The sequence below is a fragment of the Roseibium sp. TrichSKD4 genome, assembly GCF_000148725.1.
Lineage (GTDB): Bacteria > Pseudomonadota > Alphaproteobacteria > Rhizobiales > Stappiaceae > Roseibium.
In genome coordinates this window covers 341,267-356,500 of the sequence record NZ_GL476311.1, presented here as the reverse complement: position 1 = coordinate 356,500, position 15,234 = coordinate 341,267, and the positions used below count along the sequence as shown (strand labels likewise).

The 15,234-nt window shown below is 52.9% G+C and carries 13 protein-coding genes; 4 read left to right on the top strand and 9 right to left on the bottom strand.

Annotation, left to right across the window (positions count from 1 at the left end; all coding sequences use genetic code 11):
* Nucleotides 1-157: 157 nt before the first annotated feature.
* Nucleotides 158-1,732 (top strand): CYTH and CHAD domain-containing protein, encoded by a 1,575-nt coding sequence (locus TRICHSKD4_RS10275; RefSeq protein ID WP_009759120.1) that lies wholly within the window; start codon nucleotides 158-160, stop codon nucleotides 1,730-1,732.
* A 30-nt stretch (nucleotides 1,733-1,762) separates the two neighbouring features.
* On the opposite strand, the gene TRICHSKD4_RS10270 is transcribed toward TRICHSKD4_RS10275, so the two are convergent.
* The 3 genes from TRICHSKD4_RS10270 to TRICHSKD4_RS10260 form a co-directional block, all read right to left on the bottom strand.
* Nucleotides 1,763-2,890 (bottom strand): anhydro-N-acetylmuramic acid kinase, encoded by a 1,128-nt coding sequence (locus TRICHSKD4_RS10270; protein ID WP_009759119.1) that lies wholly within the window; start codon nucleotides 2,888-2,890, stop codon nucleotides 1,763-1,765.
* 190 nt (nucleotides 2,891-3,080) lie between these two features.
* A complete protein-coding gene (locus tag TRICHSKD4_RS28095) occupies nucleotides 3,081-3,818 on the bottom strand; it encodes a DUF1353 domain-containing protein (RefSeq protein ID WP_083782765.1) in 738 nt (245 codons plus the stop codon).
* 99 nt (nucleotides 3,819-3,917) lie between these two features.
* Entirely contained in the window at nucleotides 3,918-5,309 is a 1,392-nt protein-coding gene (locus TRICHSKD4_RS10260) for an HTTM domain-containing protein (RefSeq protein ID WP_009759117.1), read from the bottom strand.
* A gap of 428 nt (nucleotides 5,310-5,737) precedes the next feature.
* Between TRICHSKD4_RS10260 and TRICHSKD4_RS31185 the strand changes: the two genes are divergently transcribed.
* On the top strand, nucleotides 5,738-6,403 hold the full coding sequence (locus tag TRICHSKD4_RS31185; RefSeq protein WP_040616626.1) for a helix-turn-helix domain-containing protein: 666 nt from the start codon (nucleotides 5,738-5,740) through the stop codon (nucleotides 6,401-6,403).
* 339 nt (nucleotides 6,404-6,742) lie between these two features.
* Here the strand turns inward: TRICHSKD4_RS31185 and TRICHSKD4_RS30700 are convergent, their stop codons facing one another.
* A complete protein-coding gene (locus TRICHSKD4_RS30700) occupies nucleotides 6,743-6,919 on the bottom strand; it encodes a hypothetical protein (protein ID WP_168157006.1) in 177 nt (58 codons plus the stop codon).
* Here TRICHSKD4_RS30700 and TRICHSKD4_RS10250 point away from each other — a divergent pair.
* The gene (locus TRICHSKD4_RS10250; protein WP_139052044.1) at nucleotides 6,918-8,384 is read left to right on the top strand and encodes a hypothetical protein; all 1,467 of its coding nucleotides are present in this window, start codon (nucleotides 6,918-6,920) and stop codon (nucleotides 8,382-8,384) included. The genes TRICHSKD4_RS30700 and TRICHSKD4_RS10250 overlap by 2 nt on opposite strands.
* A gap of 25 nt (nucleotides 8,385-8,409) precedes the next feature.
* Here TRICHSKD4_RS10250 and TRICHSKD4_RS10245 read toward each other — a convergent pair whose 3' ends face one another.
* Genes TRICHSKD4_RS10245 through TRICHSKD4_RS10225 form a run of 5 tightly spaced genes read right to left on the bottom strand, consistent with a single transcriptional unit; the run spans nucleotide 8,410 to nucleotide 13,495 of the window.
* Nucleotides 8,410-9,393 (bottom strand): hypothetical protein, encoded by a 984-nt coding sequence (locus tag TRICHSKD4_RS10245; RefSeq protein ID WP_009759112.1) that lies wholly within the window; start codon nucleotides 9,391-9,393, stop codon nucleotides 8,410-8,412.
* The gene (locus tag TRICHSKD4_RS10240; protein WP_009759111.1) at nucleotides 9,390-10,478 is read right to left on the bottom strand and encodes a GNAT family N-acetyltransferase; all 1,089 of its coding nucleotides are present in this window, start codon (nucleotides 10,476-10,478) and stop codon (nucleotides 9,390-9,392) included. The genes TRICHSKD4_RS10245 and TRICHSKD4_RS10240 overlap by 4 nt, the downstream gene beginning before the upstream one ends.
* On the bottom strand, nucleotides 10,471-11,673 hold the full coding sequence (locus TRICHSKD4_RS10235) for a hypothetical protein (protein WP_009759110.1): 1,203 nt from the start codon (nucleotides 11,671-11,673) through the stop codon (nucleotides 10,471-10,473). Before TRICHSKD4_RS10235 ends, TRICHSKD4_RS10240 begins: the two co-directional genes overlap by 8 nt.
* Nucleotides 11,670-12,548: a ThiF family adenylyltransferase gene (locus TRICHSKD4_RS10230; protein ID WP_009759109.1), complete on the bottom strand. Its 879-nt coding sequence runs from the start codon at nucleotides 12,546-12,548 to the stop codon at nucleotides 11,670-11,672. The genes TRICHSKD4_RS10235 and TRICHSKD4_RS10230 overlap by 4 nt, the downstream gene beginning before the upstream one ends.
* Nucleotides 12,545-13,495 carry a hypothetical protein gene (locus TRICHSKD4_RS10225; RefSeq protein ID WP_009759108.1) on the bottom strand — a complete coding sequence of 317 codons (951 nt, stop codon included), beginning with the start codon at nucleotides 13,493-13,495 and terminating at the stop codon, nucleotides 12,545-12,547. Before TRICHSKD4_RS10225 ends, TRICHSKD4_RS10230 begins: the two co-directional genes overlap by 4 nt.
* Nucleotides 13,496-13,736: 241 nt before the next feature.
* Between TRICHSKD4_RS10225 and xrtT the strand changes: the two genes are divergently transcribed.
* A complete protein-coding gene (gene xrtT, locus TRICHSKD4_RS10220; RefSeq protein WP_009759107.1) occupies nucleotides 13,737-15,230 on the top strand; it encodes an exosortase T in 1,494 nt (497 codons plus the stop codon).
* The last annotated feature ends 4 nt before the right edge of the window (nucleotides 15,231-15,234 follow it).

The following is a 15,234-nucleotide window of genomic DNA, read 5'->3' as shown; positions in this document are numbered from 1 at the left end:
ACATTGATAACAATCTGCGACATGCGATCGGATCAAACCAAAAAGCATCGACAGCATGACGCGATGTTTCGCCAGCTAAATTTAAAATTGTGCCTGAAAGTGCAAATTTTGCGCTTTTTAGGTGGACGCACTTTTCCAGCACAATTAAATTTTGCCCATGAGCAAATCAACGAAAGAAATCGAGCTAAAGCTCGAAGTTACCGAAGAAACGATTGCCATACTCAAGAAAGCCGGTGTACCAGCCGGATTTTCGGCAAGTCGTGCGACCACCAAAAACTTGCATTCCATCTACTTCGACACGCCCGATTTGGATTTGAGAAGGGCCAAGATTTCCCTGAGAATTCGCAAAGTTGGTCGAACCTGGCTTCAAACGGTCAAGATTGGAACGGGTGTCAGCGGCGGCCTGTCTTCCCCCATTGAGATTGAACAAAGGGTTGCTGGGGAGGCCCTTGAGCTGGATGCACTTGAAGATCCGCGAGCCAAGGCAATTCTCACAGCGCTGATTGGCGAAAAACCCCTTGCCCCCTGCTTCAAAACCGTGATGACGCGCACGACCCGCAATCTGACGGACAAAACCGATGGTAGTGTTGTTGAAGCAGCCTTTGATCTTGGTAACATTGTTGCCGAAGACAAAACAGCTCCACTTGCAGAGGTTGAACTTGAACTGAAATCGGGCGCCCCAGCTTCACTGATCCGGGCCGCCCGCACAGTCACCCAAGATCAGCCCTTCCGGTTATCGCCATACAACAAGGCCGAACGCGGCTATCGGCTCACATCAGGCGAAGTGAATAGCTTTTGTGTCCCGAAACTGGCGGGCAAAGTCTCACTGGATCCTGCCGACAACGTGGAGCGGGCGTTTCAAATCATCTTGCGCTCGTGCCTCGATCAGATAAGTCATAATCGGCTGGTCATCTTGCACTCTGACTCGCCAAAGGGACCGCATCAGTTCCGCGTTGGGCTGCGCCGTTTGCGCAGCGCTTTCAAACTTTTCAAACCGACCCTCCACCCCACCAGCCACCATGCGCTCAATGCAAAGGCCCGGGAACTTGCAACGGCGGCAGGCGCAGTGCGCGATCTCGATGTTTTAGGAAAAGAGTTTGTCGAACCGCTAGAAAACGAAGCGCCTGACGCGCTCAACCTTCAAATACTGACGCACTTTCTTGCAGCGACCAGAACCGCGTCCCACAATGATTTGTGCGAGCGTCTATCTGCTGCGGATGTCAATGCGTTTCTCTTCGACCTGACCGCCTACACGGAAGAGCGCGGCTGGCTGGACACCAGCAACATGGATCAGACGGAGCTGTTGGCACAGCCGATAACAGCCCACGCCTCCAATGCTTTGTCTCGCCAGTGGAAGAAAGTCGCCAAATACGGCGCGAGACTGGATGACCTGACGGTTCCCGAACGCCACGAGATGCGCAAGGCGCTCAAAAAACTCCGCTATGGCGTCGACTTCTTTGGCGGTCTTTACACCAAACAAACGGTGAAACCATTTTCCAAACGCATGCGGCGTCTACAGGATATCTTCGGATATCTGAATGATGTTGCCATGGCAGAGAAACTGCTGGACCTGAACGCGGGGCCACCCAAGGAAGCGGTCGCCCGCGCCCAGTCAATCGGGTTTGTCATTGGGTGGCATGAGGCAAAATGCACAAGCATGTGGCCTTCTGCCAAATCCTTCTGGCTAGACACCAAGGCGACGCCCAAATTCTGGAAGTCAGCAGAACGCTGAAGTTCATACTTCACACACCGTCGCAGCCAATCAGGTTCCCTTGGCAGGGCGTGCCACTCGTCCTCCCGTCATTGGTCGCGGGGCTCCCGTTGCTTCAGGAAAACTGATTGGCAACCCGCGTAAGGTCCGCATGGCCAGATAAGCAAAACACTCCGCCTCGACGGCATCCCCCCGCAGGCCTAAAGTATCAGCGTCAAGCACCTCAACGCCTGCTCTCGTCTTAATTTCCTTCATCAAAACCGGGTTTCTTCGCCCACCACCGCACACCACAATCTTTGACGGTTTATGCGGCAACAGCGCCAGACCCTTGGCCACACATCCGGCCGAAAACGCCGTCAGGGTGGCCGCCCCGTCCGCAACACTTAAACCGTCTGCCATAGAGGACATAAAGTCGAAGCGGTCCAATGATTTGGGATAGGCCTTCGTGAGATATGGATGAGACAACAATCGGGCAAGGCGTGTTTCATCCACTCTCCCAGTTGCAGCGGTTGCGCCGTCCCGGTCCATTTCATAACCCAAATGGTCCCGCACCCAGTCGTTCACCGGGGCATTGGCCGGACCTGTGTCAAAGGCAATCATTGTGTCACCTTCGCAAAATGTCAGATTGCCGACCCCACCCAGATTGAGAATGGCCGCCTGCTCCAAAAGCCCGACCCGTTCAAGCATTGCGCGATGATAAATGGGAGCCAGCGGCGCACCTTGCCCGCCCGCAGCAACGTCTTGTGAGCGAAAATCAAAACCAACGCTTGTCCCGACAATCTCGGCCATCAAGGCCCCGTCGCCGAGCTGCCGGGTTGCACCCTTTTGTGTTCCGTCTGGCGCCCGATGCAAAACGGTTTGGCCGTGAAACCCAACGGCGGCAATATCTTCTGCCTTAAAGCTATGGCGCTCCAGGAAATTCACGACCGCATCAGCCTGAGCTTCCGAGACCGCTTTTTCGGCGCGGGCAAAAATCTCCGGTTCCGGACCTGTAAAATTCCAGTCGCGCGCGTCTTGCATGGTCTCACGCAGCAAGGGCCTGAGGTCTTGTTCATAAGGCACAAGCTCGAACGGGCCGAATTCCTCGATCCGCTCACCATCTGTGCGCAACATGGCAATATCAATGTTGCCGTCCAGAACCGTACCGGTCATCAGACCGACAGCCCAGCCACTTGCCATTCCGTCCTCGCGTTTACCGTCTCAAAGTGGAACCGACTTTAATGCGATTGCACCCCAGTTTGAAAGCAGGGCCCAATCTGGCTAGTTTCAGGAATTGATGATGGCTGGCGGACATAAGGCATCAACGACCAAATACCCGCCCGCCAAAAGGAACCAGATTGCATTCTACCAAGTCAAAAAAGGCAAGGTTCTATTGCTTAATCTGACTGGGAAACCCCTTGCGAAGCTCAAGCGTATCTCCCGCATCCAGAAAACTGTCCGGACCAACCTCCTGTTTCACCAGCTCAAAGATTTCCTCAAGGCTGATATCATCGTTCTGCTCCACCTGTTCTGCGATTTTTTCAAATCGCTCTTTGGCTTCATCACTATGGTCAGTTCCCTTGATGAACGTTGTTGGCACGCCAACCGTGTTGTTGATACAGGCTTGCCCGTATCCGCAGCTCTTTCCCTGAATGACAGTTAGCCATTTTGGACCACCGACAAGGACACCGGTATAGAGCAACTTGGCGCGCGCCTTGCTCATCCCATCAGCGACCAAAGCATCATAAAAAACCCGATGCGTTTTGTACCAGCTTCGCACGCGCCGATCACAATAATGATCATGAATCACGGCTGCCTTTATCAAGTCCTCATCAAATGAATTGCCAATGATCCCGCCTTGCAGCAAACTGGGTATGGAGGCCCCATCCGTTTTATTGCCCTTATCGGCTTGCCAAACAAGGTTCGGACCGATGAAAACGAAATCAGTAGCTAGAATGCAAATACCAGAGCTAGCGCAATTGGCATTTGTGAATTTAAGATCTTGCGGAAAACTGCCTCCGGCGAACACTATTGGCGAGGACAGGAGTAATAAAAGGAAAGTAAAAGTCGAACGCATTTTCTCCTCCAATAAATCAAATATGTGAACGTTAGCTTCTTCCAAAAACACCAATTACCTTACGGCACATCAGACCTTCAGGAAATCCCCGCCTATTTCTACGCAAGCGCATAAAGCCTCCAAGACAAATTGCCTAAATGAATACAAGACCTAACGGCGCATGAACTCTGGCGGATAGGTGTCTGGTAGCCATGTTTCAGACACCCGGCTTTCAAGAGGAAGTATCCAGGTGGTCGGCCCCAACCAGTCCCATGGCACTTCCGTCAAATCGACATATGGATCCGTAAACTGCTGCATGGGCCGCCCATTCAGCGCCACGCGCACATCGGCATACACCCTGACATTCTCATAGCCGCCAAGTGCCCATAATTCTTCCAGCCGCTGCGCATACATCCAGACAATATCTGGCCGGGCGAGTACATTGCGCGCCTGTCTGCGCGCCATGAAATCGTTAGGATCGATGTCCCACGATTCCAACCCATCTGCCGAAACAACGCGGAACACACCCTCTCGATCTCGGGTGTAAATGCACATGCGCCAGGAAAACCGATGCCCATCACCGGTCCAGGCAACATTGTTGTCAAATCTGAGTTGGCGTTCTGGCAGATAGATTTGAATCGCAAACCAGAGCGCCAACCCGCTGGCCAGAAGCGGGTGTAGTCGGAATTTCACCTGTTCTACAGGCTGGGGTTTTTCCACCGGCTTAAACACGCCCAAAAATCGGGAAACGAGCCGTTGCGGCCAATCCGGCTCAAAGAAGATCGTGGTCAATGCCAACGTTATCCATGGAAAAATGCCGATGTTAAAGAGCTGGGCATTTGACCAGTGAAAAAAAGCATAAATCAGGAAAACCGGAAGTCGGGTTCGACGCCAAAGCAGCAATGGTGCGCCCAGCATGTGCAGCGCAATCGTGCCCCATGCGGCAAGAACAAAGGCCATGTCGTACTGAAACAAAAACCCATAGAAGATTTTGTCGGCATCGCCGCTCAGCCAGATCCGCAGCGGCTCGCCCCGCAGCCAATCATCTGCGATTTTCACCCAGCCAGCGTAGATCAGGATGATCTCGGTTTGAAATTTGATCGCGGCAACCGGCCATCGGGGGATCACCAGAGACTTAATGCGCGGAAACAGGAACGCATCCAGCGAATAGGCTCGTCCAGCCGGCATGAAACACAAAAGCGCGCCGTAAAGGATCACCATATAATTGTGATTGAGATACTGCGCCCGATCGAGCAGGAAAAAATAGGCGAATATCAAGGTCAGGGCGATGATGGAAAAGCGGTAAAAGAGACCAAGCGCCACCATGACACCGAAGAGCCCCACCCCGCCCCAGACAATATGAATCCAGGGTTCTGGCAGCGGTTGAACAAACTGCAAAAACGGAAACAGCATCTCCGGCTCGACATAGTACCGATAAATGCGTGTGTTATCGATGTAGCGCCAACAGTCCCAAGCCAGGATCAATCCGAAAGCAACCCGGACAACGACCAGTGACTGAATGCTGATAGGCGCTTCAAGATGGGACTTCAGGCGCGCCAACATGATGCAACTGCCCCCATAACCAACCGTCTTTCCTCTCCAGAATCACCACCGCCAGATATAGCACGAAGAGCACGTAGGAACCTCTAGGGAAAGCAGCCTCTCCGGCAAGAAACACAGGCCACTAATTAACGAGCGCTGTTAGATCAAAGATCAAAATGAAGGGTTTTGTCGGCTTTTGGTGCAGCAATGAACAGCAACCGATCTTGCCAAGCGCAAAAAGACGGCGACCCAAAAAAATCTGCAATTTGAAGTAGAGAAATTAGTGACCCCGGCGCGATTCGAACGCGAAACCCTCAGATCAGGAAGCGAGCTCAGTTTATTGATCTAGCTGGGTATTTTTGCAAAACAGGCTCGTTTGCGGTCAACGATATCAATATGTTAGCAGTGCGTTTGCAAACCAGTCAATCCTGACTTTCCAGGAGGTGTAAATGCCCCTCCTGCGGCAGAATGATGTCCTCTTCGCCTTCAAGGCTCTGGCGATTATGCCAGACCTGTCCGTTGCATCGCGGAGGGTAGCAGGTGCCATAATCGATCACTTCAATAAGAAGACCGGGCAATGCGATCCAAGCGTTGGCAGACTGACAAAGCTCCTTCGTATCAGTCGCGCTGCTGTTCTAAGAGCAACGAAAGAGCTCGACGAACTTGGCCTTATTCAGAAGCTGAGCCATGGCGGTAAGTCTCACCGCACGGCTTACCTTCCGAACTGGCAAATGTTTCGCGCGTTTGTTGAGGACTGGGATCAGGGAATGAAGTCCGGCGACGGCCCATCAGAAGGAGTACCTAAGGCCTCAGAATTGAGACCATCAACATCTCAAACCTGCGACCGTTCCGGTCTCAAAAATGAGACCCAAACCCATAGAAAAAACCCTTCGAAGAGACCCAAGTGGAAGCAAAGGAAGAAAAAACCAAAACTCCGAGCCAGCCGCTTAGGCCAAATGGGCTTTGGAAGAGAAGCGAACGGCGAAAGCAAACCTCCTTCCTACTTCCCCTACAAGGTGGCGGAACACAAAAACGTTCGGAGGTTGCCAGAGCTAAAGCGCAGCAACGCTGGGAAAACGACATCATGCGACAGCGGAGTCTTAAAACTGAGATGATCGTTGATTGGTTGACACTTGAAAGAATGGAGCAGGCTACAGAAGCCGAACTGGCAAAGCCCGGCGGCGGAATGGAGTTTATCCTTGGGCAGCTGTGTCAACTCGCGGCAAGTGCCTAACACGGGTCCTTTCAGAAGGATTGACCTGTCCCACGGGGATATTCGCGAGCTTAGGGCATCAAGACGCGCTGCATTCAAGCAGGTGTCAGGGTCATGTTTGAAAACTTGATGCAGGCCCAAGAGGGCATTGGCGAAATGAAAACAACTACCGTAACGATATATCAAAGTTCTACTTATGGGGTAGAGCGTTGATTTTTGAGAGGAATTTCAGGTTGTCACATTATTCCGGTTGGCTTGCAGCTTGCTTGATTGGTTTGACTGCAATCTGCGCAATTGTCTGGGGGGCGTCATCGTCCGAAACCCGCTCTTTAGCCCAACCTGAAACATCCCACCTCGCATCTACTGTCGCTCTTGGCGCTGCGGCATTCGAAGGTTCGGACTTCGGTGGGCTGAACATGGATACGCTCGAAAGCCATGCCTTGCCGTGGCGACTTGTAGCAGCAGCGCTGGTGCTGGAGGAAAAAGATCGAGCGCCTTTGGCTGCAGTTTCGCCAGACACCCTAAATACCATTCTATCGCGGTTTGGATTTCTGACCACAGCAGAACCCATCAATCGCCCTGATGGGGTCAAACCAAACAATCGCCAGTTACCGCTGGGCTTCACTTATGGCTACCTCTCTCCGATTGGCGGATCGAAACTTCTTGTTTCGAATCTCGGCTGCCCTGCATGTCATGGTGGGGTCACCTATGATCAACACGGCGATCCAAGGCCAGATAAAGCATGGCTTGGCATGCCAAACACCTCCATAAACATTGAGGGTTTTGGTGAGGAAGTGTTTGTCGCCATTAGGGGGCAAGTCAACAAACCGACTGAACTTCTCGCCACGGCCAGATTACTCTTCGCTGACATGGATTGGCGCGAGGAACTTACCTTACGTTGGCTAGCCATTCCCGCTGTGCGAGACAAAATCTCAACCTTCGAAGAAAAGACATCCCCGCTTCCCTTTCCAAATGGGTTACCTGGGGCAACTAATGGTGTTGCAGCTCTTAAACATCAGCTTGGGGTGCCTTTGCTTGCAGGGGGCATTGGCGACAACGGAATAGTTTCTGTTCCTGAACTTGGAGGTCATGTTTGGCGCTCAAGCTTATTAGCGGATGGCGCTTATGCTCCGCAGGGCCGCGACCGACAACGGCCATTTAAAAAAACTGACATCGACGAACGCCATCTAGGATCCTTGGCTGATATCACGACGTTCTTCACAATTCCGAGTATGGGCGTCTCTCCCTCAAAAGCCCATAAATACCGAAAGGATGCGGAAGCAATATTCACTTTTCTGGCGCGCACCTACAAACCACAAGGTTTTCCTGGGCCAATTAACCTCACCAGGGCAAGGCTTGGACATGCCACGTATGAAAGGGATTGCGCCAGTTGTCACGGCTCATATGACTGGACAAACCAACGCCCCGAACTTTCACTTTTTCCAAATTGGCTGGGTGACGTCGGAACAGATCCTTTGAGAGCCCAGTCTTTTACAAAACAGCTCGCTGATGCAGTCGCCTCGACACCGTATGGAAAAATTGTCTCAGCAAAACCGACTGGTCATTATGCCGCCCCGCCATTGACAGGCATCTGGGCATCCGCTCCGTATCTTCACAATGGTTCTGTGCCTTCGCTTTGGCAGCTGCTGACGCCATCAGACCGTCTTGAGAGCTTCAAGATTGGTGGTCATGCTTTGGATTTTTCAAAAGTTGGAGTAAGACACACCGAAAATGGCGACTACCCTGAAGCGTACGCTCCATTTTCCGAGCCTGTCTGGTATGAAACCCATCGCTCCGGTCAGAGTAATGGTGGTCACAATCAAGGTATAAACCTGAAAGCCGACGACAAGCTGGACCTGATTGAGTTCCTCAAACTGTTGTAGCTTTGGTCACCCAAGCCCCAATTATTTACAATACGAACTGATCAAGCGACAATCGGGCTCTCGCGGGGCGAGCGACTCCTTGAGGCAGATGCCCGAACAACAATGCTGAATAGATCTCTCGATCATCTGGCAATTCCATTTTCCGATGGAGCGTCTTTCGGGAGTTGAGATCATCCGCCAGTGCTGCGAACACGTTGGCAACAAACCCGGCCTTTTCGACCTCCAGCCAATGACGGTAAAAACGTCTGCCACTTGATATCGGGTTTTCTCCGACCGACCTATGCAGGACCATGAGGCCTACTGTGTTTTCGAACCGGTTAGCGTCGGAGACCAGAGCTCGTGCCAACCCGAGCGTCTGCAGCCAATCGAACGGACGCCTGAGCAGAATTGATGCCGCAAACGCCTCAAGCCGATTCATCTGCATCGCGTCAGCGTTGAGGCCATCAAGTGACCATCGGGGGTGGCGTCGGGAAAGTCGCATCCACGAAACCAACTCGCCCCTAAAGCCTCGACGCGACATGAAGTTGAGGCTCGCCTGATCGGACAGCTCAGCAAGCTCACCCAAATCCGCTGGGTCGTTGAACACATGACAATCAGCCCCTGCCAGTCGGGCAGCTGAATCTCGCATTTTTCGCGTTGAAGTTTGAAATTTTCCACGCCAGGAAAACCGGCTTTCGACAAACGACGAAAGAGGGTCTTCTGCGTCTCCATCTTCGAACTCGATCAGTCCAAGATAGTGAAGGCCTGGCACCTCGATAAGTGTTGAAGCTGGGTGAAATTTGACCGACTTCCCATATTTTGATGCCGCGAGGTTGATGCCCTCCAGAGCAGCTCCAGCGCTCATTAAAGCATCATGATTCTCCGGATCGCCGTGAGGCAGTCGGCACCGCATGTCCAAAAACATCTGAAGACCGTGCTCTTCGATCTTCCACCGCACAGGCTGCACGTTGTGCACACTCGGAGCAAGGCTTGCCTCGCGTATTAAGTCGTGCAGTGGCAGGGTCGTCATGACAGAGACTTCTTGAAGAGGTGAAGACGGTGCAGTGCTTTGGCGCCGAGTTTTTCCACCTGCCTCAAGCTTGGCTTGTTCGCGTCCGCAATCCACGTGACACCGAGCTGGCGGTACCCTGCCCCCTTCAAGGCAGACACCGTTTGATCCAGTATTGCTCCCATGATTCCGAGCCCATGCTGAGCGGAGGCAACGGAATAGAAAATGATCACTGCCCGGTGACGGCCAAGACGATACTTCAGGTAGTGAAAAGGCGTCGAAATACCAAATCTTGAACGTGTAGCTTTCAAAAATCCATTTAAGTCCGGAATGCAGATCACAACGCCCACCGGCCTTCCATCCAGTTTGACCACGGACGACAGACGTGGATCCAGAATTGTCATCATTTCGCCCGCTTGAAAGATGAACTCTTCCGCAGTCAGCGGGACGAACATCGGGTTTTGTTCGAAACCGTCATTCAATACGGCCCGCGCTTCTTCCATCCGCTGTTTGAACCCCTTCTTTTCGACTTCCTGAAAGGTGTAGCGAGAGGCATCCGGCAATTCCTTACCTGTGAATGTAGCCTCTGCAAGATCAACCTCGAAGGTCGTCATCGGGAAGTAGGGCTCAAAGCCATTTTCTTGAAGCAGCTGCGGTATGTGCTGCGGGTTCTGAACCATGTCGGTGTAACCGGGTTTCTCGAAACCGTCTGTCTGCACCCCGCACTGCTGCATGGCGGTCAAATTGAAGTTTCCGGCAATCTCGCTCATTCCCTGCTCGCGAGCCCAAGTTTCCGCACTCTGGAGCAAAAGACGCGCCGTCTCATTGCAGTTTCGACAGTCAAAGAAACCAAAACTTGCCTGCTCTATCAGGTGCCTAGCATTAGATGCATGATGAATATGCACCACGATCCGGCCAACTGCCGTTCCGTTTTCAGAAGCGGTCAGATAGGTAAAATCCTCAGCGCCCGAAAAGAGCGGATTTTGCTCAGACAGCATTTTCCGCAAGTCTGCCTTCATGGGCGAAACGTAATGCTCCTTTTGTCCATAAACATTGAAAGGCACCGAAAAGAAGCCCTCGAAATCACGCTCGCGTACTTCAATCATTTGCTTTTCCAACCTTGGACATCAATTCAAGGAGACGTTGGACGACAGAGAGTTCCACATCCGTATCGGGCTCTCCGGTCAAACTCGGCAAGTTCAACACCACCAGCCGAAAGGGCGTGTTTCCTGCAAAAATAGCGTGTGTGGCGTTGTACTTCCCGAGCAACCAATTCACCTGCTCGGCAACACTGCCATCAGCCCCGTTCATAGATCTTGAAGCTGTCACGATCTTGGTCCGGCGAAGGTGATCACGAAGGCTTGCATCAAAATCACCAAGGTCGCCCTCTTCCAGCAAAAGCGGATGGGCTACCAGCCGATGTTCCTGTAAACCTTGAAGGAACAGCTTTACATCAGCCCCATCATGACGGGCCATGTACCGCATAAGACTGCTTCTCTCATCATCCTCGACATGCGCCTTTGCTTCCGCGCGCACCTGAAGAAGAAGCCCCGTACTTAGAATAATTGCACCAGACTGGAGCATTTGGGGCCAATCTAATCCGGCAATAACGCCAATCGTCGCAATGGCAACTCCGCTCCCGACAACAAAAAGGAGCATAGAATAGACAATCTGAATGTGGTGAACGCGGACCCTGTTGAGGCTGAGCGACAGCCAGCAAAGGAAAAGAATGGCAACTCCCGAGAGACGAACGGGAAAATCAAGAATACCGATCCGAAAGTCACTGATTGCAAAGGGGATGATCAACAAAAGAGCCCAGGACAGGCGATCAATGATCCGGTTCTCACCAGCTTCGAGTTCAGACCTGTCGCGGATGACGACCCAGGCACCAATTGCGATGAAGGAAACAACCTGAAAGACCAGCAGGCCAATCATGATGCTGGAGTTCAGATAGAGGGCTTCAAAGGGGGCCCCAAGGACGAAAACCACGGCACCAGCGGTTGCAAAAATTTTGAAGACGAGAGGTGCATGCCGACGCATCAAGCCTTCGCTGAGCATCAGCATGGACAAGGGCACCAGCCCAGCAGAGGCCATGTTGAGAATTCGGAAAAGGCTCGAATCGGTAACCCAATAGAGCACACGGGTCGCCATCAGGCAGATCAGAACCTGAATGACGAAACCAAACCGACGGTTGATCCATTCCGCGCGCTCGGCCTTTCGCATGCTGAAGTACAGGATCAAAAGCCCGGCAATGGCCGCCACAGAAACGAAACTGTCCGCAACGAGGGTGGCTGGCATCATCGGGTGCCCATCATGTTCGACAAGAACCTGCGCACCAGAGGACGAAGTAAACTTGCAGCAATTGCACTGCGAGGACGTTCGATGCGACCGGAATAGGGATTTAGGAACCAGCCGCGACAGTCCGCACCGTGCTTGTTTCCAAGCACACCGTTGATCACTTCATAGGCCATCAACATGCCAGTCGTTAGCACCATGGGTGCAAAAGACATGCGGCTTCTTTTTCCTGCAGCGACTTCGCCAGCGACATTCAGATCGACGTGATTTCTGGACGAAGAGTGAATTACCACATATTCGAGCTCACGCAAAAACGCTTCAGATCGCTGGTCAGCTGTTATTGCATTCCAAGGCGTGTCGAGAGTTGGGTAGCCTAGACGCTGTTCAGGGGCAGGATCGCTTGGCCGCGTTACATAGATGGATGGAAGTGGTGATGCATATGCGTCAATAACCGTCTTTCCGTGCGCCTTTGCGGTGCGATACAGAAGAAGGGATGCAGCCAGATCATCGGTTCCATTGACGATGATCACACTTTCAGACACGCACTCTTCTACGGCACTGGTCCAGCCTTCATCGAGCACCTTGAGTTCGACCTCAGGATTGATCCGGCGACAGATCTCTGCCGTCGCATGCGCCTTGTGTTGACCAACTGTGTCCAAGAAGGCGAATGCCTGGCGGTTCATATTGGAGATTTCAAAGTCATCAATATCCGCCAGAATCAACCTGCCGATGCCCGCGCGCACCAACGCAAAGACACAGGCCCCACCCATGCCTCCCGTTCCACATACGAACACTGTAGCGTCGCGAAGGTTTTGCTGCTCCTCGGCGCTAACAAAGCCAATATTGCGGGTTGTGAACTCTGAATAATCAAAACCTGTCATGTGTTTCTCGCACGCAATCTGCGCCATGGCCGGGAAGTATCAAACCAGTAAATGATGGGAAGAAGAACTCGCTGCAGCGATATGAAAAACGCGGCGGCGACAATGGCCAAAACAGACCGACGCGGGACAGACTTCATCAGATAGTCTTTAGAAGCGAAAATATCCATTCTGCCGATTTGCAGAAAATCATCCCCGCGTTCGTAATCGAGACTGTCCTTGCAGAAGGAGTTGTATTTCTCGTCCCGGTGCTTCTGCGCAACGTCAAAGGATTTCTTCAGGTCATCAGATCCGCCCGTGTAAGCGTTGCCGATTACAAAACACGCTTCATCAAACTCCGCTTCCGCCCCCACTCCAAAGACATGCCGATGATTGGCCATGATTTCCCGAGCCAGCAAAAGGTGTTCGATGCTTCTTCGACTTCGATCATCGGGTTGCGGATAAACTGCTGAAAAAGTCTCAGCGACCATTCCGACAATTGCCGGAACCTGCGTCACATTCGATATCCAGAACGGCCTCAATTGATTGCGAAGGAAGAATAAAAGGCAAGTCAGACCATAGAGCACCCATGACAAACCACGCGACCGCTGCCCGGGATCGACCATTACCAGACCTAGATGCAGTACGGTTGCGGTCGCACTACCGTGCGCCACTTCCATGACCGCCAAAGCATTAAAGGCAATCGGCTGCCCGGAATACCTATCTCGGATCAATGTAATGACGGTATCTCTCAGTCCACTCCCGTCAGCCTTGAACACGCCATAGGTCAAAGAACCGCGTGCCAACGTCTTTGAAGCAATGGAAATCAGAGCCTCGCGCAGTTCCTGAAGCTCATCTTGTGTCATCCACCTACCGGGAAACTCGACTATCCGCGTTTCGTGATCTTCGGATGTTTGAAGAACAAGATCGAGATGATCTTTTGAAAAGGTCTTTTTAAAAGCCGCGTACATCCGAAACGATCTTTAAAACTCTGAAATTTTTTTCAGGCCCAAATGCACCAAATGGCTGAACCCTCAGTTTGATTGATAATCATAACAATAAAAGAATTACCTTTGCGTTATCTTGGTTTCAGCTCCTTAGGCAACAATCAAATTGCAGCAGCTATAAATCTAGGTTCGCGAGAAATATCTGCTAAAGATCTGCACAATACATCCCTAAGGACTGCTCGGGTCTGTCGGCACTCTTGCTGGCATGTCCTCAACAGCCATCACCAGACAGATAACAACCCATAACGCCAGACTTGCCTATGCAGGTTTCGCCGTCGCTTCGCTCATCCTCGCGGTTGAGCCGATCCGTTGGCTGGTGGCGACGTGGCTCGATCCGTCCTACCGGTCCGTCGGATTTCTCTACCTCGTAGCCCTGTGCGCCCTTGTGATCTGGTCGTTGAAAAGTGGCCAGGCGGTCTGCGCTAGGTCGAACACGCTTGTTCCCGCCCTTTGGATGCTGGTCCTTGCAGCAGCCCTTCGCCTTCTGGGTCAGGTCGCGGCAATCAACGTGATCGGCGGCGTCGCACTGGCTATCGATGTCTATGCGATTGCAATCCTGTTGCGGCTGCGCGAACGACCAAGACCCCTGTCTGGCTTCTGGCTTTCCGTCCTGTTCCTTTTCTCCCTGCCGTTTGAGCGGATTGCGCAACGGGTTCTTGGATATCCGCTTCAGGAAGGGTCGGCGAACCTTGCCTGCTCCATTTTGAAGCCATTTTACCCGGACCTGATCTGTAGCGGGGTTCGCCTGCAGGTTTCAGGATTTGACGTTCTGGTGGACTTGCCCTGCTCGGGAACAAGTGGACTCATGCTGGCTGCAGCAACGGTCGTCGCACTCAACGCGGCACAGTGCCGAACCCCTTATCAAGGAAGCTTGCATCTCATTGCAGGGCTTGCACTGGCAGTCATTGGAAATGCAGTCCGCGTTAGCCTGCTGGCTGTGGGAATTGTGCACGGCCCCGACCTCGGCGTCGATGTGCTCGCCCGGCCACTCCACGACGTGATCGGACTGGCGACGACACTGACCTTTCTAGCACCAATCCTCTGCTTCAAGAGCAAAGACAGGCCGCCTAGCGCCTCCAGCCCAAGCCTGCCTGCGCGGCCCGGAACGGAGCGGTCAAAGCCAGCCCTGACCGCTGTGTCCTTCCTCGCCATTCTGGCAGCCATTCTCATCACCAGCGCCCCCAGAAAAGCCCTCGATGTCTCGCGAGTTATCGAAACAGCGCCGCTTCCGACCTCGCTTAACGGCAAGATCGGACATCCCCTTGCGCTGACGGATCGCGAGCGTGGCTATTTCGAAGCCTATGGCGGCACGACGCGCAAGATGGTCTACGGCCCGATGGCTGTGACAGTTGTCAACACGACTTCGCCGCTACGCCATCTGCATTCCCCGGACGAGTGCCTGCGCGGCCTTGGCTATTCCGTTCGTTTCCTTGGAACACGGTTTGAACCGGTACCGACCGCGATTTATCGCGCCGAAGATCTTCAGGGCAACGACTGGAAGGTCTCGGTCAGTTTCCGGCGAGACGACGGCACCGTCACGTCCAATGTCGCGGAAGCAATCTGGCAGTGGCTCCAGGCACCGGAAAGCTCATGGCAAAGCGTCATGCGGATCACGCCTTGGCACCTTGCAGATACAGACCGCGAACATTTTGAAGCCGCCACCCTCGCAGCCCTCGATCTGACACCCCCAAGCAATTGAAAGG

Excerpts from the sequence above, each read along its gene's own strand:
- TRICHSKD4_RS10275 (WP_009759120.1), top strand. The coding sequence starts at position 158 with ATGAGCAAATCAACGAAAGAAATCGAGCTAAAGCTCGAAGTTACCGAA.
- TRICHSKD4_RS10270 (WP_009759119.1), bottom strand. The coding sequence starts at position 2,890 with ATGGCAAGTGGCTGGGCTGTCGGTCTGATGACCGGTACGGTTCTGGAC.
- TRICHSKD4_RS10260 (WP_009759117.1), bottom strand. The coding sequence starts at position 5,309 with ATGTTGGCGCGCCTGAAGTCCCATCTTGAAGCGCCTATCAGCATTCAG.
- TRICHSKD4_RS31185 (WP_040616626.1), top strand. The coding sequence starts at position 5,738 with ATGCCCCTCCTGCGGCAGAATGATGTCCTCTTCGCCTTCAAGGCTCTG.
- TRICHSKD4_RS10250 (WP_139052044.1), top strand. The coding sequence starts at position 6,918 with ATGGATACGCTCGAAAGCCATGCCTTGCCGTGGCGACTTGTAGCAGCA.
- TRICHSKD4_RS30700 (WP_168157006.1), bottom strand. The coding sequence starts at position 6,919 with ATGTTCAGCCCACCGAAGTCCGAACCTTCGAATGCCGCAGCGCCAAGA.
- TRICHSKD4_RS10245 (WP_009759112.1), bottom strand. The coding sequence starts at position 9,393 with ATGACGACCCTGCCACTGCACGACTTAATACGCGAGGCAAGCCTTGCT.
- TRICHSKD4_RS10240 (WP_009759111.1), bottom strand. The coding sequence starts at position 10,478 with ATGATTGAAGTACGCGAGCGTGATTTCGAGGGCTTCTTTTCGGTGCCT.
- TRICHSKD4_RS10235 (WP_009759110.1), bottom strand. The coding sequence starts at position 11,673 with ATGATGCCAGCCACCCTCGTTGCGGACAGTTTCGTTTCTGTGGCGGCC.
- TRICHSKD4_RS10230 (WP_009759109.1), bottom strand. The coding sequence starts at position 12,548 with ATGACAGGTTTTGATTATTCAGAGTTCACAACCCGCAATATTGGCTTT.
- TRICHSKD4_RS10225 (WP_009759108.1), bottom strand. The coding sequence starts at position 13,495 with ATGTACGCGGCTTTTAAAAAGACCTTTTCAAAAGATCATCTCGATCTT.
- xrtT (WP_009759107.1), top strand. The coding sequence starts at position 13,737 with ATGTCCTCAACAGCCATCACCAGACAGATAACAACCCATAACGCCAGA.